Genomic DNA, 18,247 nt, shown 5'->3' on the forward strand with positions numbered 1-18,247 from the left:
GATGTGGAATTAAAACTTGTTAAAGAAATTGGCGACGTGCGGTACTGCTGCATCAACGGTGAGCGGATCCTGATAGAACTGGAGTTGGTTTCTGCCGCCAAACCAGACTAGCTGTTTATTGCTGCTGCCAATGCTGTCAAACAGCTGTCGCGGGATTTGTTCTCCGCTCGCGGCGCGTTCACTGTGGATCATTAGCACGGGTTTTTGCAGCTCGGCGATCGCTTTACTGCTGTCTCGTGCCCAGATCCCCGCTTCGCTCATGCGAGTCATTTTATTCTCCCAGCGGCCACGGTGGTTGGCCAAGACGTCATGCTGCGCCCAGGGAGCGTAGAAATTGTATATGGCTTCCGCAGTCAGATAAGCCGATTTATCTTCAGTGCTGACCACCGGGATGTATTCTATTTCACCGGCTTGCTCAAAGCGTTCACGGGCTTTAAGCGCCATGCCAACGCGATTGTCGATCGCCTCTTGCGACTGAAGGTAAAGCATCCAGGTTGCCGGCACCAAATACTGCCCTGCGATCAGGGCAGTGGCGCGGATTAACGGATTGGAATTGACCGCATCAATGGTCCAGTTAACGCCTTGGCACAGCCCTAGCGCGTAAATGCTTTCTTCATCCACACTGTCCAACTGCGAAAGATAAGCGACCGCTGCGTTCAAATCTTCGGTTTTGTTGGCGCCCCAGTCATAGCCGCGCGGTTCGCCTGACGATTCGCCAAAACCGCGAGGATCAAAGGTCAGTACGGTAAAACCGTGTTTGACCAAGCGGCTGGCGTATTGCAACGGTGCCTGTTCCTTCACGTAACTGATCGGCCCCATCACGGCGATTGCGGGGGTGCGGTAAGCTGATTTTGCCGGTGAAAAGAGATTGCCGACAATTTCCACCCCTTGGCTATCAAAGGTGATGCGTTCAACAACATAATCAGTGACCTGCAGACGAGCATTGTCATCCCAGTCCTGGGTTTTAAATTCACCCACGTTGTTTCTGGTAAGAAAACCGGGTTCGGAACCGGCATGTTGCGCTTTGAATGCTTCATTCATCATTGTGTTCCTTATAAGCCTAATTCTTTTGCGATTGCCAGGGAGAAAGGTTCCAGGTCCCCTGGGTTTCTTGAAGTGATCAATACCCAGCCATTTTCGTCCGAACGGACCACGGGAGCGTCGCTCCAGCGGGCGCCTGCATTGGTCAGGTCTTTTTTCATCGTATGGTAGGAAGTCAGTTTTTTGCCCGCCAGGCGGTCGGCTTCGACCAGTAGCCAGGGGGCATGGCAAACCGCCGCTACGGGTTTGCCGGCGGTGATGAATTCGTTGACCAACCTGATGGCGTGCGTGTCGATACGAATATTATCGGCGTTGACCGTCCCGCCCGGGATGACTAATGCATCGAAATCAGCGGTTTTAATTTCATCGCTGAGCAGTCGATCGGCATTAACAATTTCGTCTTTATCGGTATCGTTGACAAAAGTCTGCACGCGTAAGCTTTCCGCCGACGCGTGCACAACCTCTGCACCTTTAGCGGCAAGTCGACGTAATGGGATAAGCAGTTCATCTTTTTCCACACCGATGTTATAGGTAATGAAAAGGATTCGTTTATTTAACGTAGACATACAGATTTCCTTCAAACATGAGGGCCATAGGGATAATAGCAACGCAAAATTGCGCCCAACCAGTCTCTGGCAGAGCCACCTTGTTACAAGTATGAAGAGATGAATGGTATGGCTATGTTTATCAGCTGGTTATAACAACATCTGATTGATATTGTTTGTTTAATATTTTGCTGAAGCATTGCTCTTGCCGTTTCACTTCCAATATAAACTCATCCGGGGTCAGTTTATGATTAATTCCCGCTAAATAGGCTAGCGCCAACTCTTTGGCCGTGTAATGATTAAATTGATACATGATCATCTCCGCAGGTGTATAAATGTGTTCTTGTTAAAACAGTGGGTGACATAACTTTACCGTTTTACTCGTTGTCCAAACAGTCTCTGACAGTACCAGTTTGTTATAATTGTTTCCAAGCGAGGGCGGGCGTTCTGCTTCGGCGATATGACAGAAAATAAAAATGGCGGGAGAGGTCATGAGGTGTTATTAATTAATAATGAATAACGTTATTTCACGCCCCGTGATAACGTCGGACCCAACGAAACAGGATGTTGTATGAATATGTTGATCGAGCAGATTCGCAGTTTTTTTTACAGCCGAAGATGTCGCTTGAAACCCACTGATTTTGGCATTTTGGATGATGGAAAGAATAGACGAGTCAAAGGATTACGTAGAGAGGAGTTGGCCGAGCAGGCGGGGTTGAGCGTAGAATATTATACCAAGTTGGAGCAGGGGCGAGTGAGCAACCCTTCGTTGCAGACGCTGTCCGTTCTGGCGGATGTACTCAGGTTAGACGCGTCGGAACGGCAATATTTGTACTTGTTGTTTAACCGAGAGCGGCCTCTTTCCTCTACGGAAATATATTCTGACGCAGCAACGCTGCAGTTTTATATTGAGTCCTTTGTGTTGACGCCTGCTTATTTTCTGGATGTACGGCTTGACATCATAAGTCCGAACTTTTTAGCCAGAAAGCTGATTACCGGCACAGATGAAAGTGTACATGAATTGAATCTGGCGCGAGTGGTTTTTCTGGATGATGAGGCAAAGAACCGCTACGCCACCTGGCGTGAGAAGGCTGAAGATACGGCGGCTATGTTGCGTTTTGCGATAGCTCTTTTCCCACAGGACACGTATCTTTTTGAACTGCATGCGGAGCTTTATGAACGAAGCGATCTGTTTCGCCTGCTCTGGAATCAGCATCGCGTCCTGGAAAAAACCAACGGGTATCGGCCTTTGTTTTATCCGGATGGCACACGGCTTGAAACTTCTTACGAGACCTTTACGCTTAACCAAAATCCTTTATTGCGCCTGGTCGTCTATTTTCCAAATGATATGGCGACTCGCGAACGCCTTGCTGCCTTGCAACAATAGCGTTGTCTGGGGTTTTTATCGATTAGAGGCGGCAGGTTTTCTGAGAGTTTTATTTTAACTGCAGATTATTAGTCTGTTTTATAGTAAGAAGAAAGGAATCAAGCGATAAAATGAAGCTACATCAGTTAAGCTTATTCTGTGCAATTGTCGAAAATGGAACCATTGCCGCTGCGGCCAAGAAGCTGAATTGTGTTCCATCCAATATCACTATTCGGTTGAAACAGCTTGAAGAGCAGTTGGGGGCGAAGCTATTCAATCGAGAAAAGAACCGCTTATTGATAACGCCACAGGGGCGCATACTTTACCGCAGTGCTAAAGACTTATTGTTGCGTGCTGTCAATATTGAACATTTATTCAATAGAAATACTGCAGCGAACGGTGTTTTTCTTGTCGGTGCTCTGGAGGGGGTGCTGTCCTCTCACATGCCTTCATACATCGTCAATCATCGAATGAAATACCCCAATATAGAATTGCATATCAGGTCTGATAACTCTCTCAATCTGGAGCGAGAGTTACTCGAAGGGGCACTCGATCTCATCATTACCGATGGTCCCATAGAGCATCCGTTGCTTTCCAGCACGTTGGCGTTTAGAGAGCGATTAATGTTGATTGTGCCCCCGTCCTTGCCGGCAACCATCGATCTTGGCTTTTTGGAAACACTGGATCTTTATACATTTAGAAAAAGCTGTAGCTATCGACACCTGATTGAATACCTACTTTCGAGTAAAAAAATCAGACCTAATATGATATTGGAGATGGAGTCGTATGATGTTATCACCGCCTGCGTAAGTGCCGGTTTGGGGTTTTCCTTGGTACCGGAAAGTATTTTAGAAAAGTGCTTTCCAACTCAGAGTAAAATACAGGCCATGGAGATTCCTGAGCTTGAAAGGAATGATTTATTTTTTGTATGGAGAAAGAGTGATGACGCATCAATGCTGGTCTCTGACTTTGTATCAGGTGTGTTCTGCTAGACCTTATTCTTAATGCCATTATATCGGTGAGTTAGGAGGGCGTTTGGCGGGACAGCCCTTCTAAAGCTGGGCTGTCCATGCAAGGGATTTTAACTAACAGGGTATTTAATGCAAAGTGGCATTGGATATCTAAATTGAAAAAGCATGCGGCTCAGTTTCAGTTATCAATACTCATCCACTTCGCCTGGCTCTGATGTAAATGTCGGAACACCCTTGACTGCAGAATAAGTCAATATCAGCACTGTCTCGGTATTCCCACTGATACCACGATGTACGCCTCCGACCGTTTCAGGAAAGGCCTCACCGGTTTTAAACGTTTGTTTTTTACCAGAGTCTCTGTCTTCGATAGTAAGCTGGCCTTTTAAAACATAACCTGCGTTTGGATAGGGGTGTGTATGCCAGGGAAGTGCCGTGTTGGCAGGAATCGTCATTCTGATGACTCTTAGATCAGGTTGGCCGGATGGATAACTTTTGTAGGGTGTGCCATCCCAGGCTGACGTACTTTCCACCAACTGCTCTACTTTAGCAGAAGCCGTATTTTGATCTTTGGAAAATGCGGAAACGGACGTCAGAAGGACTATTGTGGATATTAAAATGTGACTTTTCATAAGTGCACTCCGGCAATGTTTAAGGGAGATCACGATGTTGTTATAACGAGGTGCTTACATCGGGTGGGGAATTTATAGCAAAGCCCATTTCCTGCCGAAATTAACTTTTTTTAAGCACAGCGGTGAATATTTTTGACTAAATGAATGTAATGAGCGTTTTTCAATTTTACGAGATTGAAAATAGTATTTTCATCCGGTGGAACGGTAAAATGGACTCATGAACGTTATCACATTCATTCCGATCCACTCTGCTCGCAAAACCGCAGGCGGTTGCCGAACGGATCGGTCAGGTTCAGCTCTTTGCCCCAGTCGACAACCTCCAACCCCGGCCGGGCATAGCGGTAGTTTTTGGCCGTGAGCTCCCGGTGCAGCGCGTCGATATCGTGCACCGGGATGAAAATAGCGGCGCCGGGCGTGCTGTCGCCATAGTGTTCGCTCAGGTGCAGCGTCAATCCGGCGCGGCTCACCTGCATGTACAGCGGCAGATCTTCGCTGAAACGGTGCTCCCACTCCAGCGTGAAACCGAGAAAGTCCAGATAAAACTCTTTGGCCTTGTCGACCGCAAAAATGCGCAGGATCGGAATGGCGGGGGAGAAAGTGATCATCGTCGATCTCACTGTTACGTTAGCGGCAGCCGATATGGATATCGACCGCCTCGGGGCCGGTATAGGCTTCGAAGTCGGTCAGGAAGCGGCGTTCGATTTCCGGGTGTTGCTCAAAGTAGGCCCAGATGGCTTGCCAGCCTGCGATGACCGCCGCCGGCATGGCGCCACGGGCCTGGAACACCAGATAGCGGCCGGGTTGGATGTGTAGACCGTTCTCTGCCGCGCTGCCGGCGGTAACGTCAAACGGCCCGCCGGCGTCGGAGGCGTAGTTAGAGTAGACCCCATAGACCGGCGTGATGGGCGAGGTGGTGAAAAAGTCTGACCACAGCGCGGGGATTTTAGCCGTCTCGGGCCGAGTTTCGTCCTGATTGGTGGTTCTGACCGTTTGGCCGGCGACGTAAAAGCCGGGTAGCTGTACCACGAGAGGTTGCATACTGGAAATTCCTTTTAATTAACCGTTCGAACGAGAGGCCTAAAGGTAGCAAAGGCTTTCCGGATCCGCCAGACAGGGCCCCCGCAGACGCGGAGGCCGATCGTATCAAGCGCCCAAACCACCAAGGCACAGGTATTTGATCTCGAGATAGTCCTCGATGCCGTATTTTGAGCCTTCGCGGCCCAAACCGGAGTGCTTCATGCCGCCGAACGGCGCCACCTCGGTGGAAATCAGCCCTTCGTTGATGCCGACGATGCCGTACTCCAGCGCTTCGGCCACGCGCATCACCCGGCCGATGTCGCGGCTGTAGAAGTAAGCGGCCAGGCCAAACGGCGTGTCGTTGGCCAGTTCGATGGCTTCCGCTTCCTGGTTGAAGCGGATCAGGGGCGCCACCGGACCGAACGTCTCCTCGCGGAAGATTTTCGCCGTGCGCGGCACGTCGGTCAGGATGGTCGGGGTGAAGAAATTGCCGCCCAGCGCGTCAGGCTTGCCGCCCAGCAGCACCGAGGCGCCGTGCTCGACGGCGTCGGCGATATGCTCGCGCACTTTCTCCATCGCGTCCGGGTTAATCAACGGGCCGATGGTGACGCCGTCATCCAGGCCGTTGCCGACTTTCAGCTTGGCGACGGCGGCTTTCAGTTTGGCGGCGAAGGCGTCGTACACGCCGTCCTGCACCAGAAAACGGTTGGTGCAGACGCAGGTCTGGCCGGCGTTGCGGTATTTCGAAGCGACCGCGCCGGCCACGGCGGCGTCCAGATTGGCGTCGTCGAACACGATAAACGGCGCGTTGCCGCCCAGCTCCATACTGGTTTTCTTGATGGTGGGCGCACACTGGGCCAGCAGCTGCGCGCCGACTTCGGTGCTGCCGGTGAAGGAGAGTTTACGCACGTCCGGGTTGGCAGTGAGTTCGCCGCCGATGCCTTTGCTGGGGCCGGTGATCACGTTGCACACCCCGGCGGGCAGCCCGGCGCGCTCCGCCAGCACGGCGATCGCCAGCGCCGAGAACGGGGTCTGGCTGGCGGGGCGGATCACCCCGGTACAGCCCGCCGCCCAGCCGGGGCCGGCTTTGCGGGTGATCATCGCCGCCGGAAAGTTCCACGGGGTGATGGCGGCGAACACGCCGATCGGCTCTTTCTGCACGATGATGCGGCGGCCCGTCTGGGGCTGCGGAATGGTGTCGCCATACACCCGCTTGCCTTCCTCGGCGAACCATTCGATAAAGGAGGCGGCATAGGCGATTTCACCGCGGCTTTCAGCCAGCGGTTTACCCTGTTCCGCCGTCATGATGCGCGCCAGATCCTCCTGATTTTCCATCATCAGCTCAAACAGCCGCCGCAGTTTGCCGGCGCGCTCTTTGGCGGTCAGCGCACGCCAGGCGGGCAGCGCCTTCTTGGCGGCGGCGATGGCGCGTGCGGTTTCCTCGGCGCCGAAGGCCGGCACATGGCCAACCAGCTCGCCGTTGGCGGGATTATGGATGGCGATCGCGTGGCCTGCTTTGGCCGGCAACCATTGCCCGTCGATGTAATTGGCCTCGCGGAACAGCGTGGGATCCTTGAGGGTAGCGCTGATGCTGGTGCTCATTGGTCTCTTCCTTTGCTGAGTTCAACAGAATGGTCTATCCCATACGGCTACCCTTTACCCTAGCAAACTTTGCCGTCGCCGTTTGCCAGTATGGCGACAAGATGAGCGTTTTCTTCATGCGCACCTTCTGTACAAAAAATATCCGCCGTTGGGTCGATACTGAAAGAGCAGGCATATGACCCTTTTCGATGTGATTAAAAGGAGTGTGCGAATGATGAAATCAGTGGACAGACATCTCGCGGCCTACGGCAGTGAAATGGATTTTTTGGCGTCGAGCATTGCCCTGATGGAATGGCAAGGGCGGCAGATTGACGCCGGGCAGGTGGCCGGCAATATGTCGGAGCAGCAAAGCCGCCTGTTCTTTGCGCGGTTGAGTTATTTTCGTCAGCTTTATCAGGCCGCAGCGGCGGCCGAACACAGCCTGTAATTACCTGATTCAGCCCCGCCGCAGCGGGGCTTTTCATTTCAGCGGTGCCACACCCCGGTCGCCAGCGTCGCCGGCGAATACTCCAGATCGCGTCCCCGCCACGGCAGCGCCGCCGCAAAGCGCCAGGCGCGGTGAACGTCAAACCGCCAATAGCGTTCCGCCCCTTCAACGCCGGGATTTCCTTCCGCCTGCCAGAGGATCTGCGTTTTTCCTTGCAGATGCAGCACGTCGCCGCGATCGAAATCGATGAACAGCAGCGCCGCTCGCGGTTCGGCCAGCAGGTTGCCCAACGTATTCATATAGCGGTTGCCGCGAAAGTCCGGCATCCACAGCGTGTCACCTTCCAGATGGATAAAGCCGGGGCGCCCGCCGCGATGGGAAATATCGACGCCGCCCTGCGCCAGTTCCAGGTGCGCGCCGCTGGCGACGAAGCTGGTGTCCGCGGTGCGGATCAGCGCCTGCGCCGCCGCATCGAGCGACGCTAAATGCTCAACCGGCTGTGGCAGGCTCTCCACCGGGTAGAGTTCGCGGCGTTGAATGTACTGCGGGCAGTTGCCGAAGCTTTGGTGAACGACGATCTCCACCCGGTTTTTATCGGTGCGGCCGACGGTGCCGTTGGCGCGGTTGCGCCGCCGGTTGCTGAAGTCGAGCCCCAGCGCACCGACCGGTTTGCCGGGCAGCAACAGCGCCTGGGCGGGATCGTCGCTGCGGCGCGGCGCGCTGATGCGCAGGTGCGTGTCGTCCGGCGAGCGTAAAAATCCGGGCGGGCCGCTGAACAGGGTGGCGATGGGCCAGCCCTGGTCGTCCAGCGTGGCGACGAACAGGTAGGGCAGTGCGGCGAAAAACGCGCGGTGCTGGTCCGGCATCGCGGGGTAGATGCCGCCGCCCACGCGATCGAAACCGGCCAGCGTCTGCGCGCGCAGCTCATCGGGGTGGAACCGCTGCGGGATCATGGCGTCAGCTCGCCGCCGGTGCCGGCAGGGCCGGCATGGCGAAGAAGCCGGGAAGCGCCGCGATGCTCGCCACCCAGCGCCGTATGGCGGGGTAAGGCGCCAGAGAAATGCCGCCTTCGGCCGCGACCGCCACATAGCTGTAGCAGGCCAGATCGGCGATGGTCGCCTGTTCGCCGGTCAGATAGCCGCGCTCGCTCAGGTGCTGTTCCATCTGCGGCAGAAAACGATCGCTGATTGCTCGCGCCGCCTGGTAATCCTCCGGCACCGCGAACTGGGCGATCAATCGGCAGGAGGCCGGGCCGTAGCGGACTTCGCCGGCGGCTTTGGAAAGCCAGGCCTGCACCCGCGCCGCCGCCGCCGGCTGTTCCGGCAGCCAGTGGCTGTCCGGCGCATAACGTTTCGCCAGATAGACCAGAATGGCGTTGCTGTCGGCCAGCGTCAGATCGCCGTCCTGCAAGACCGGGATCTGGCCGAACGGGTTGAGCCGGCGAAAGGCCGCGCTCTGCCGCACGTCCGCCGAGGCTTCTACCCATTCATAGGGCAGCGCCAGCATGCGCAGCAGCAACGCCACGCGGTGAACGTGGCCGGAAAGCGGGGTGCCGTAGAGGGTGATGGTGGACATGGCGTTTCTCCTCAGTGTTTTTTTTCAGCATACTCTTGCGGTGAATGAGCGGAATCCGGCAATGTGGAAATTGATAATTTCACTTATCGGAAGAGTCTATGGATCGGTTAGACGAGTTGGCCATCTTCGTGGCGGTGGTGCAGCAGGGCAGCCTGGCGGCCGCCGGGCGCAAACTGCGGCGCTCGGCGCCGGCGATCACCCGGGCGATCGCCGCGCTGGAACAGCGGTTCGGCACCCGGCTGGTGGAACGCACCACCCGGCGGCTGGCGCCTACCGAGGCGGGCGTGCGCCTGCTGGAGCGCGCGCAACAGCTGCTGCAGGATTATCAGGCGGTGGTGCAGGATACCGCCGAAGCGCAGCTGAGCGGCTTGCTGCGCGTTACTTCGCCGGTGCAGTTCGGCCGCCGCTACGTGGCGCCGGTGGTGATGGCGTTTCTCGATGACTACCCGCAGATGCAGATCGAAATGGTGTTGAACGATCGCAATCTCGATCTGATCGACGAAGGGCTGGATATCGCGGTGCGCATTGGTCATCTGCAGGACTCTTCGCGCGTGGCACGGCGGCTGGGGCAGGTAAGCCGGGTGACGGTCGCCAGCCCGGCTTACCTGGCGCGCTGCGGCGAGCCGCGCTCACCGGCGCAGCTGGCGGAGCATGCCACCATCGTCGGCACCCAACGGCCGTCGCTGCGCGAATGGCGCTTCGGCCCGCAGGAAAACGGCGAGCGGGTGCGCTTGGCCCCCCGGCTGTTGCTCAACGATGTGGAAGCGCAGCTGCTGGCGGTGCGTGCCGGCAACGGCATCGCCCGGCTGCTCTCGTATCAGGTGGCGGATGATGTGGCCGCCGGTACGCTGGTGCGGCTGCTGGCGGATCATGAACCGTTGCCGATGCCGGTGCAACTGGTGGCGCAGCAGGCGCAGCGCATGCCGCTGAAGGTGCGCGCCTTTTGGGATTATGCGTTTGAGCGACTCAGCGCATTGCCGCAAATTCAGCCGGACGGGCGGGGAAAATAAGCGCAAAAAGTTTCATGGGTTAAACTTTTTCGCCGCCGGTGTTGTTTTATTTTACCGGGCGCGCATTGCTGATAGACCCGTCTTGACAATAATGTTGCCGGTGCTAATAGTTAATTCATATTTTAAATAATAAACGAAGTTTAATATATGAAACTACTTGCGGGGAGCTATGACAACGGCGCTGCGGAGGATAATGAAGACGCTATTTTGGCTTCATTTCAGACCCGCAGTGCGGCTATTTATCATCAGACGAAACATGAAAAGAATATTGCGTATGGCGAAAGCGAACGCGAGACGATGGATTGGCTCTATTCTGCAAAGCAGCACCAGGGGACGTTAATTTTTATTCACGGCGGCTATTGGCAATTCTGCGATAAGGCGGATTTCGCCTTTATCGCCGCCGGGCCGTTGGCGTTGGGTTTTGACGTGGTGCTGGTGGAATATGCGCTGGCGCCGGCGGTTAATCTTGACGCTATTTGTCGCCAGGTGGGGGCGGCGCTTGATGCTATTCAGCGCCGTCTGCCGCCGCACTATGCCCATCCGGTGCATCTGTGCGGCCATTCCGCCGGCGGGCATCTGGCGGCGTTTTGGCAGCAGCATGCGTTGGTGGAGGCGGTCTTTCCCATCAGCGGCCTGTTCGAACTGGCGCCGCTGCAAGAGAGCTATGTCAATCGGGCGCTGCAGCTGACCGAGCGGCAGATTGAAACGCTAAGCCCGGCGCGCCACCCGCCGGCGCGCAGTAAGCCGCTCACGCTGTATTACGGCGCAGCTGAGCTGCCGGAGTTGATCGGTCAGTCGCAACACTATCACGCGGCGCTGCGCCAACGCGGGTTGCCGGCCGAACTGGTCGCGGTGCCTGGCGCCAATCATTTCACCATTCTGGATGCGTTGTTCGCCGCCGACGGCGCGCTGCTTCGCCAACTTGACCACCACGGGAACCACTGATATGCGCGAGATCGTAGAGACCGGGCTGCCGGACATCGGCCAGCCTTTTTCCTGGGCCACCCGGGGCGGCGGCATGTTGTTTACCGCCCATGGCCCGGTGCGGGCGGACGGCAGCATCGAGACCGGCGCGCCGGAGCAACAGATTGCGTTAACCTTCGATAACCTGGCGCAGACGTTGAAGGCGGCGGGCAGCCACAGCGATAAGGTACTGCAGGTGATCGTTTATCTCACCGACGTCAACGACGTTAAATTGCTCGATGATATTTACCGGAAATACTTTAATTATCCTTATCCCAATCGTTCCACGGTTATTGTCGAAAAACTGGTGGTGCCGGGAATGAAAATAGAAATCACCGTCAGCGCCATCGCCTGATTTAATTTTTATTAAGTCTGTCTTCATATTAATTCAATAACGAGTTAAGGATGCGTCATGTTTAAACAGATTGCACCTTCTGCAGCCGATCCTATTATGTCGCTGATGGAAGCCTATTTGCAGGACCCCAATCCGAAAAAAGTGAATTTAGGCATTGGACTCTATTACGACCGGCAGGGGAATATTCCGCTGATGCAGGCGGTGGAGGCCGCCGAGCAGCGGTTGCTGGCGTTGCGACGCCCGCACGGCTATCCGCCGATCGAAGGTTCGCCGCAGTTCGCTCGCCAGGTGCAGGCGCTGCTGTTCGGCGAGCAACAGGCGGCCGAGATCGCCACGGTGCAGACCGTCGGCGGCTCCGGTGCGCTAAAGCTGGCGGCGGATTTTTTGCGCCACTTTCTGGCGCGCGGTGACATTTGGGTGTCCGATCCCACCTGGGCCAATCACTGGGCGATATTTGAAGGCGCCGGGCTGCGGGTGAATACCTATCCCTACTTTGACGAAGCGGCGGGAGGCCTGCGTTTCGCCGCCATGCTCGACGCGCTGGACAGCCTGCCGCCCGGCAGCGTCGTCCTGTTGCATCCTTGCTGCCATAACCCGACCGGCACCGATCTGACGGCGGAGCAGTGGCGCGCCACGCTCGCCGTGCTGCAGCGGCGTAAGCTGCTGCCGCTGTTCGATATCGCCTATCAGGGCTTCGGCGACGGGCTGGAGGAGGATTGCTTTGCGTTGCGCGAAGCGCTGAAAACCGATCTGCCGTTTTTGGTCTGCAACTCGTTTTCCAAAAACGTGGCGCTGTACGGCCAGCGGCTGGGCGCGCTGTCGGTGCGCTGCGCCGATGCGCAAAACGCCGCCAACGTCAAAGGCGCGTTAAAAACGCTGATCCGCCGCAGCTACTCCTGCCCGCCGACGCACGGTAGCCAGATCGTGGAAACCCTGCTCGGCGATGCCGAACTCGGTGAGCTTTGGCGCGGTGAGCTGGCGGAAATGCGCGTGCGCATCAAGCAGATGCGTGAGCAGCTGGCCGCCGGCCTGGCGCAGGGCGGCTCTTCGCTGGATCACCGGCGCATACGTGATCAGCGCGGCATGTTCAGCTATACCGGCCTGAACGAAGCGCAGCTGCAGACCCTGCGAGAGCGCTACGCCATCTATCTGGTCTCGCCCGGCCGCATGTGCCTGCCGGGGCTCAACCCCGGTAATATCGACTACGTGACCGCCGCCATTCTCGACGTCACCCGTACTGCCTAACTTCGCTCGGGAACACAGCCATGCCACAGATGAATGATTTTGAGCATATCGCCCGCCGCCAGGGCGGGTTGAACAAGCATCTTACCGCCGGGCAGATGTCGATGCTGGCGATCGGCGGTGCCATCGGCACCGGGCTGTTTCTCGGCAGCGCCTACGCCATTCAGATGGCGGGGCCGTCGGTATTGCTGAGCTATCTGATCGGCGGCGTTATTGCGCTGTTGTTGATGGGCAGTCTGGCGGAAATGACCTCTGAACACCCGACGCCCGGCTCGTTCGGCGACTACGCCGAATTCTATCTCGGCCCGCTGTTCGGTTTTCTGGTGCGTTACTCCTACTGGTCCTGCGTGGTGCTGGCGGTGGGCACCGAAGTTACCGCCATCGGCATGTACATGCAGTTTTGGTTCCCGGCGACGCCGACCTGGCCGTGGGTGCTGCTGTTCTCGGCGGCGGTGATCGTCGTCAACGTGATCGGCGTGAAGTCGTTCGGCCAGGTGGAATACGCGCTGTCCACCGTCAAAGTGACGGCGATCGTGGCGTTCATTCTGATCGGCATCGGCATTCTGGCGTTCTCGGGCAACCCGGCCTACGGCCTGCGCAACCTGACCGCCGGCGGCTTCATGCCGTTTGGCGTCAAGGGCATGTGGTTCGCGGTGATCGTGTCTATCTTCAGCTACCTGAGCATTGAAATGATCGCGGTGGCCGCCGGCGAGGCGAAAAACCCGGTGATAGCGGTAAAGGCGGCGTTCAAGGGCACCATCGTGCGGCTGTTCATCTTCTACATGCTGTCGATTGCCCTGATGTTGGCCATTGTGCCCTGGCGCCAGTCAGGCACCGGCGAAAGCCCGTTCCTGATGGCGATGAACGTGATCCATCTGCCCGCCGCTGCCGGTATTTTCAACTTTATCGTGCTGGTGGCGGCGCTGTCGGCGATGAACAGCCAGCTGTATATCACTACCCGCATGATGTTCTCGCTGTCGCGTGCCGGGCAGGCGCCGGCGGCATTGGGGCGCGTCAGCCGGCGCGGCATTCCGGTCAATGCGCTGGCGATGTCGTGCATCGGCATCGTGGTGTCTATCGTGCTGAGCCTGGTGGCGCCGGAAACGTCGTTCGCCGCCATGATGTCTATTTCGGTGTATGGCGCCTGCTTTACCTGGCTGATGATTTTCGTCACCCATCTGTTCTTCCGCCGCCGGCATCGGCAGACCCACCTGAAGTTCCGTATGTGGGGGTTCCCCTGTACCACCTTGCTGGGCGCCGGGCTGATGGCGGCGCTGATGATCTCGACGGCGTTTACCGAATTCTTCCGCATGACGCTGTGGTTCGGTATTCCGTTCACTTTACTGCTGGTGGTTGCTTATCACTTCCAGAGCCGCCGTGCGGCTGCGCCGTCGCCGTTCAAAGCGCCTGAGGTGGAGTAATCGATAGGCTGATACGGTTATGGCGTGCTCAAAACGGAGGGGTAATGTACTGTTAGTCTGAAAAGGCGGTTTTTTAACATGAGGTTTGTGGTTTTAGCGTACAGGGATAAAGGATAGCGCATGCAGAAGGAAGAAGGATCGCTCAGACAGCTAACGTTGAAAGAGATTGCTTTAGCAAGAACGGTTTTTGGTGGGGAGATAGCTTATCCACGTGTGTGGATACATTGCGCTAGCTATCTTCCTTTTGGCTTACAAAGGCGTGGAACGGCTATGACGCCTAATGGCGAATTGTTTTTCAGAAAAGAGCTGTATTCCCCGGATTTTGGCGCTGAATCAACCGTTGATATCAGGCATCTATTTATTCATGAAATGATGCACGTATGGCAGCATCAGAAAGGTATGTGGGTAAGAGCTCGGGGAATGTTCAGTTGGGCAGCTGATTATACCTATCGATTGGATGACAGAGCGTTATTGGACTATGGGCTTGAGCAGCAGGCTCAGATTATTGCTGACTACTATGTTTTGCAGGCCTATGGCTACCGTGAATGGAATATCCAGCGGCGTAAGGCTTGGCCGGTGGTCACTTATCAAGGTGTTTCAGATCAAAATACGTTAGCGACAAGGTATCGCAAAACGCTGTTCCGCTTTCTGCAAGGAGTGAAATGATAATGGAAAAGAGGAAATACCTGGCGACGCTTTGTTCAATTCTGATGTTGTCAGCGTGTGAGTCAAGGATTCTCGATATTCAGGCCGCAAAGGTGAGTGTGGTCGATGATAAGGTATGCCTGCAGGTGCCCGCGAAAAGTCATGAGTATCTAAATGGGATCCAGATCGTAGAAGCGGATAAAGAGAATGAAGCGTTTAGAAAATATTTTGATGTAAATGAAAGCCAACCTCTCCTTTTATCACAAGACTTGTGCGTGCCTGATTTCGGTTATCCGTTCAAGGAAGGACATACCTACGGGTTCCTGACTGAGACTTTCTTTAAAGGGGAAGGTCAATCAGGTGGACGGAACTTTAGCTCGTCATTCCGGTTATACCGTGAATCGGGGGTCTTGAAAGTTGAGCAGATCAGATAGCCTGTTTCAGGCTATCTGAATCAAGTTAGCGGTCGGAAGGCCCGCGTCATTTCCTGAGATTACAGCTGGCTTTTCGGGATCAGGTGGTCGCCGAAGCTCAGGCGCTGGCGGCCCGGTTCGATTTCGGTCAGCGGCGCCACTTCGTGCAGCGAGGATTTGCAGCGCTGTACCAGATCCTGATACTCGCGGGTGCCGGCGATCTTCCAGGCCAGCTCCTGTTCGGTCAGATCGCGCAGCACGCGCGCCGGGCTGCCGACCACCAGCTTGTTGGCCTCGATCACCGCCGCGGCTTTGACGAACGCCATCGCGCCAACGATGGTGTTCTCGCCGATCTCCGCGCCGTCCATCACCACCGCATTCATGCCCACCATCGCATTGCGGCGAATACGGCAGCCGTGCAGGATGGCGCCATGCCCGATATGGCCGTCTTCTTCCACCACCGTGTCCTGCTGCGGGAAGCCGTGCATCACGCAGTTGTCCTGAATGTTGGCGCCGTCGCAGATCACCAGGCGGCCAAAATCGCCGCGCAGGCTGGCATTTGGGCCGATGTACACGTGCTTGCCGACGATCACGTCGCCGATCAGCACCGCCGTCGGGTGCACGTAACTGCTGGGGTCAACGACCGGCGTCAGGCCGTCAATCTGATACACAGGCATAGCGTGAGTTCCTTAAAATGTAGGGTCGCGCGGCAGGCCGCCGAAGCGCCGATAGTAGCCGGCGGCCGGCGCGGGCAGGGCGCCGATGGTGGTCTCCGCCAGCGCGCTGACGTATTCCGTCGCGGCGCGATCGACCTGCTGATAAAGATTGATGCACAGGTTGCGGGCGATCTGGCCCTCCCACTGCGTGGGCAGCAGCGCGTCCGGCAGCAGCGGATCTTTCAACACTACGCGACGGAAGAAGTGAATCAATAATAGCTTAATCTGGAAACAGCGCAGCGGCGTCAGCGCCGCCGGGTCGACTTCGCGCAGCAGCGCCATCAGCGGCCGGAAGGAGACGATAAACTCGTGATAGCCGGCCGCTACCTCGCTCAGCGACCAGCAGTCGGCCACCAATTTCTGCAGGGTTTGCTCGGAGCGGTTGTAGGGATAATCGGCGCGGAAGTAAATCACCTGCTCGCTGGCGTTCAGCTCGCCGAGCAGCGCCGTCACGTCGGTTTGCGCATGGGTGGGGGCGGCCATCAGGTTGCTGGCGATTTGCCCGAATCCGAGCCAGCCCAGCTCTTTTTTCAGCCGCGCGCGCGCGTTTTTTTCCGCGCTTTCCAGTAGCAACAGCTCCCACTTGCCGTCCCAGGCGGGCTGCTCGCGCAGATATATTTTCGATTCGGCGTGGCGGAACTGGCGCATTCCCTGCTCGGTCACGCGGTAGAAGCTGCGGCGGCCTATTTTCTCCACCGCCAGCCACCCCTCTTTTTGCAGGCGGAACACCGAGGTGCGCACGAAGCGATCGCCGAAGCCGAAGGCCTCCAGCAGCGCGCTCAGGCTGCCGAGCCACACTTCGCCGCCGCGGTGGCTGAGTGCGTCGCCGTACAGCGAAATGATCAGCGAGGTGCCGCTGATCGGCTGCGCGTCGACGGCATGGCGAATGAACTCATCCAGTTTATGTTCCATATTTTTCCATGGGTTAGCCTTCGATGAGCCATAACATTACGCCTAATTTAGGGCGGCGTCATCCGTGACGCCGTGCGCCTCAGCGTGGCCGCAGATCGACCACGCGCTGCGCTTTGCCTTCCGAGCGCGGAATATCGCCGCAGTTGGCGATGCTGACGTCGGTGCTGACGCCCACGATCGATTTGATGTGGTGGCGCAGCTGGTGGCAGATGTCGCAACGCTGCTGGTGGCTGAGGCTGAGCGCCGACTCCTTGAGCTCGACGCGCACCGCCAGCGTGTCCAGGTGCCCGCTGCGGCTGACCTGCAGCTGGTAGTGCGGCGACAGCTGCTCGAACTGCATGATCTGCTCTTCCACCTGCGACGGGAAGACGTTGACGCCGCGGATGATCAGCATGTCGTCGGAGCGGCCGGTGATCTTGCCCATGCGGCGCATCTGGCGCGCGTCGCCCGGCAGCAGCCGGGTGAGATCGCGGGTGCGGTAGCGGATCACCGGCAGCGCCTCTTTGGTCAGGGTGGTGAACACCAGTTCGCCGTGCTCGCCGTCCGGCAGGGCGATGCCGGTTTCCGGGCAGATGATCTCCGGCAGGAAGTGGTCTTCCCAAATGGTCGGGCCGCCGCCGCTCTCCAGACACTCCATCGCCACGCCCGGCCCCATCACTTCCGACAGGCCGTAAATATCCAGCGCCTTGATGCCCATGCGGGTTTCGATTTCGTGGCGCAGGGCTTCGGTCCAGGGTTCGGCGCCGAACACGCCGAGCCGCAGCGAACAGCCGCGTGCGTCGCCGCCCATCTTGCGTTCCAGCTCGTCGATCAGCGTCAGGCAATAGGACGGCGTCACCATGATGATGTCGGGTTTGAAATCGAGGATCAGCTGCGCCTGGCGTTCCGTCTGGCCGCCGGACATCGGGATCACCGTCGCGCCGAGCCGCTCCGCGCCGTAGTGCGCGCCCAGGCCGCCGGTGAACAGGCCGTAACCGTAGGCGACGTGCACCTTGTCTTTGGCGGTGGCGCCGCCGGCGCGCAGACAGCGGGCGACGATATCGGCCCAGTTATCGATGTCGCGCTGGGTGTAACCCACCACCGTCGGGCGGCCGGTGGTGCCCGAGGAGGCGTGGATGCGCACCACCTGTTCCATCGGCACCGCGAAGGTGTCGAACGGGTAGTTGTCGCGCAGATCCTGCTTGGTGGTGTAAGGGAAGCGCGCCAGATCGCTCAGCTGTTTGAGATCGTCGGGATGCACGCCGGCCTGGTCGAACTTGCGTTTGTACATCGGCACATTGTCGTAGGCGTGGTGCAGCGTCCACTTCAGACGCGTCAGCTGCAACGCTTCAATCTCATCGCGCGAGGCGAACTCGATCGTTTCGAGGGGCTGTGGATTTATTGTCATGGTTAGCCTC

General features: G+C 57.3%; 22 protein-coding genes. 10 read left to right on the forward strand and 12 right to left on the reverse strand.

What is annotated here, in order from left to right:
* Positions 1 to 9: 9 nt before the first annotated feature.
* From ACUTSC_RS13005 to ACUTSC_RS13015, 3 genes are all read right to left on the reverse strand, one after another.
* The gene (locus ACUTSC_RS13005) at positions 10 to 1,041 is read right to left on the reverse strand and encodes an alpha/beta hydrolase (RefSeq protein WP_445653358.1); all 1,032 of its coding nucleotides are present in this window, start codon (positions 1,039 to 1,041) and stop codon (positions 10 to 12) included.
* An 11-nt stretch (positions 1,042 to 1,052) separates the two neighbouring features.
* Positions 1,053 to 1,607 carry a DJ-1/PfpI/YhbO family deglycase/protease gene (locus tag ACUTSC_RS13010; RefSeq protein ID WP_060430522.1) on the reverse strand — a complete coding sequence of 185 codons (555 nt, stop codon included), beginning with the start codon at positions 1,605 to 1,607 and terminating at the stop codon, positions 1,053 to 1,055.
* 121 nt (positions 1,608 to 1,728) lie between these two features.
* Positions 1,729 to 1,899, reverse strand: a complete 171-nt coding sequence (locus ACUTSC_RS13015) for a hypothetical protein (RefSeq protein ID WP_172837482.1) — start codon at positions 1,897 to 1,899, stop codon at positions 1,729 to 1,731.
* 258 nt (positions 1,900 to 2,157) lie between these two features.
* Between ACUTSC_RS13015 and ACUTSC_RS13020 the strand changes: the two genes are divergently transcribed.
* Both ACUTSC_RS13020 and ACUTSC_RS13025 read left to right on the forward strand, forming a co-directional pair.
* Positions 2,158 to 2,973, forward strand: a complete 816-nt coding sequence (locus ACUTSC_RS13020) for a helix-turn-helix domain-containing protein (protein WP_060430520.1) — start codon at positions 2,158 to 2,160, stop codon at positions 2,971 to 2,973.
* 110 nt (positions 2,974 to 3,083) lie between these two features.
* Positions 3,084 to 3,944, forward strand: coding sequence for a LysR family transcriptional regulator (locus ACUTSC_RS13025; protein WP_060430518.1), 861 nt, complete (start codon positions 3,084 to 3,086; stop codon positions 3,942 to 3,944).
* A gap of 164 nt (positions 3,945 to 4,108) precedes the next feature.
* Here the strand turns inward: ACUTSC_RS13025 and ACUTSC_RS13030 are convergent, their stop codons facing one another.
* The 4 genes from ACUTSC_RS13030 to gabD form a co-directional block, all read right to left on the reverse strand.
* Positions 4,109 to 4,552 carry a cupin domain-containing protein gene (locus ACUTSC_RS13030; protein WP_072269740.1) on the reverse strand — a complete coding sequence of 148 codons (444 nt, stop codon included), beginning with the start codon at positions 4,550 to 4,552 and terminating at the stop codon, positions 4,109 to 4,111.
* Between the two features lie 233 nt (positions 4,553 to 4,785).
* A complete protein-coding gene (locus tag ACUTSC_RS13035) occupies positions 4,786 to 5,154 on the reverse strand; it encodes a glyoxalase superfamily protein (RefSeq protein WP_165877169.1) in 369 nt (122 codons plus the stop codon).
* Between the two features lie 22 nt (positions 5,155 to 5,176).
* Positions 5,177 to 5,590 carry a GyrI-like domain-containing protein gene (locus tag ACUTSC_RS13040; protein ID WP_445653359.1) on the reverse strand — a complete coding sequence of 138 codons (414 nt, stop codon included), beginning with the start codon at positions 5,588 to 5,590 and terminating at the stop codon, positions 5,177 to 5,179.
* A 105-nt stretch (positions 5,591 to 5,695) separates the two neighbouring features.
* On the reverse strand, positions 5,696 to 7,171 hold the full coding sequence (gene gabD / locus ACUTSC_RS13045; protein ID WP_445653360.1) for an NADP-dependent succinate-semialdehyde dehydrogenase: 1,476 nt from the start codon (positions 7,169 to 7,171) through the stop codon (positions 5,696 to 5,698).
* Positions 7,172 to 7,382: 211 nt separating this feature from the next.
* On the opposite strand from gabD, the gene ACUTSC_RS13050 reads away from it, so the two are divergent.
* Positions 7,383 to 7,598 carry a glycogen synthesis protein gene (locus ACUTSC_RS13050; RefSeq protein WP_049201387.1) on the forward strand — a complete coding sequence of 72 codons (216 nt, stop codon included), beginning with the start codon at positions 7,383 to 7,385 and terminating at the stop codon, positions 7,596 to 7,598.
* Positions 7,599 to 7,636: 38 nt separating this feature from the next.
* Here ACUTSC_RS13050 and ACUTSC_RS13055 read toward each other — a convergent pair whose 3' ends face one another.
* Positions 7,637 to 8,551, reverse strand: a complete 915-nt coding sequence (locus ACUTSC_RS13055; RefSeq protein ID WP_197768015.1) for a pyridoxamine 5'-phosphate oxidase family protein — start codon at positions 8,549 to 8,551, stop codon at positions 7,637 to 7,639.
* 4 nt (positions 8,552 to 8,555) lie between these two features.
* Positions 8,556 to 9,173 carry a glutathione S-transferase N-terminal domain-containing protein gene (locus ACUTSC_RS13060; protein WP_197768014.1) on the reverse strand — a complete coding sequence of 206 codons (618 nt, stop codon included), beginning with the start codon at positions 9,171 to 9,173 and terminating at the stop codon, positions 8,556 to 8,558.
* A 98-nt stretch (positions 9,174 to 9,271) separates the two neighbouring features.
* Between ACUTSC_RS13060 and ACUTSC_RS13065 the strand changes: the two genes are divergently transcribed.
* The 7 genes from ACUTSC_RS13065 (at position 9,272) to ACUTSC_RS13095 (ending at position 15,243) form a co-directional block, all read left to right on the forward strand.
* A complete protein-coding gene (locus tag ACUTSC_RS13065) occupies positions 9,272 to 10,183 on the forward strand; it encodes a LysR substrate-binding domain-containing protein (RefSeq protein WP_197768013.1) in 912 nt (303 codons plus the stop codon).
* Between the two features lie 147 nt (positions 10,184 to 10,330).
* Entirely contained in the window at positions 10,331 to 11,128 is a 798-nt protein-coding gene (locus tag ACUTSC_RS13070; protein ID WP_445653361.1) for an alpha/beta hydrolase, read from the forward strand.
* A 1-nt stretch (position 11,129) separates the two neighbouring features.
* Positions 11,130 to 11,501 carry a RidA family protein gene (locus ACUTSC_RS13075; RefSeq protein WP_060420560.1) on the forward strand — a complete coding sequence of 124 codons (372 nt, stop codon included), beginning with the start codon at positions 11,130 to 11,132 and terminating at the stop codon, positions 11,499 to 11,501.
* A 57-nt stretch (positions 11,502 to 11,558) separates the two neighbouring features.
* Complete coding sequence (locus tag ACUTSC_RS13080) at positions 11,559 to 12,746, forward strand: aromatic amino acid transaminase (protein ID WP_197768011.1); 1,188 nt, start codon at positions 11,559 to 11,561, stop codon at positions 12,744 to 12,746.
* 20 nt (positions 12,747 to 12,766) lie between these two features.
* Complete coding sequence (locus ACUTSC_RS13085) at positions 12,767 to 14,164, forward strand: amino acid permease (protein ID WP_445653362.1); 1,398 nt, start codon at positions 12,767 to 12,769, stop codon at positions 14,162 to 14,164.
* Positions 14,165 to 14,284: 120 nt separating this feature from the next.
* Positions 14,285 to 14,830: a hypothetical protein gene (locus tag ACUTSC_RS13090; protein WP_063990403.1), complete on the forward strand. Its 546-nt coding sequence runs from the start codon at positions 14,285 to 14,287 to the stop codon at positions 14,828 to 14,830.
* Positions 14,831 to 14,832: 2 nt separating this feature from the next.
* Entirely contained in the window at positions 14,833 to 15,243 is a 411-nt protein-coding gene (locus ACUTSC_RS13095; protein WP_146158851.1) for a putative T6SS immunity periplasmic lipoprotein, read from the forward strand.
* Positions 15,244 to 15,302: 59 nt separating this feature from the next.
* On the opposite strand, the gene paaY is transcribed toward ACUTSC_RS13095, so the two are convergent.
* From paaY to paaK, 3 genes are all read right to left on the reverse strand, one after another.
* Positions 15,303 to 15,899, reverse strand: a complete 597-nt coding sequence (gene paaY / locus ACUTSC_RS13100) for a phenylacetic acid degradation protein PaaY (RefSeq protein WP_021505794.1) — start codon at positions 15,897 to 15,899, stop codon at positions 15,303 to 15,305.
* Positions 15,900 to 15,911: 12 nt separating this feature from the next.
* Positions 15,912 to 16,850, reverse strand: coding sequence for a phenylacetic acid degradation operon negative regulatory protein PaaX (gene paaX / locus ACUTSC_RS13105; protein WP_197768009.1), 939 nt, complete (start codon positions 16,848 to 16,850; stop codon positions 15,912 to 15,914).
* A 79-nt stretch (positions 16,851 to 16,929) separates the two neighbouring features.
* Positions 16,930 to 18,237 (reverse strand): phenylacetate--CoA ligase PaaK, encoded by a 1,308-nt coding sequence (paaK, locus tag ACUTSC_RS13110; protein ID WP_049201370.1) that lies wholly within the window; start codon positions 18,235 to 18,237, stop codon positions 16,930 to 16,932.
* Positions 18,238 to 18,247 lie beyond the last annotated feature (10 nt).

The sequence above is a fragment of the Serratia sp. TSA_105.2 genome (genome assembly GCF_052692115.1).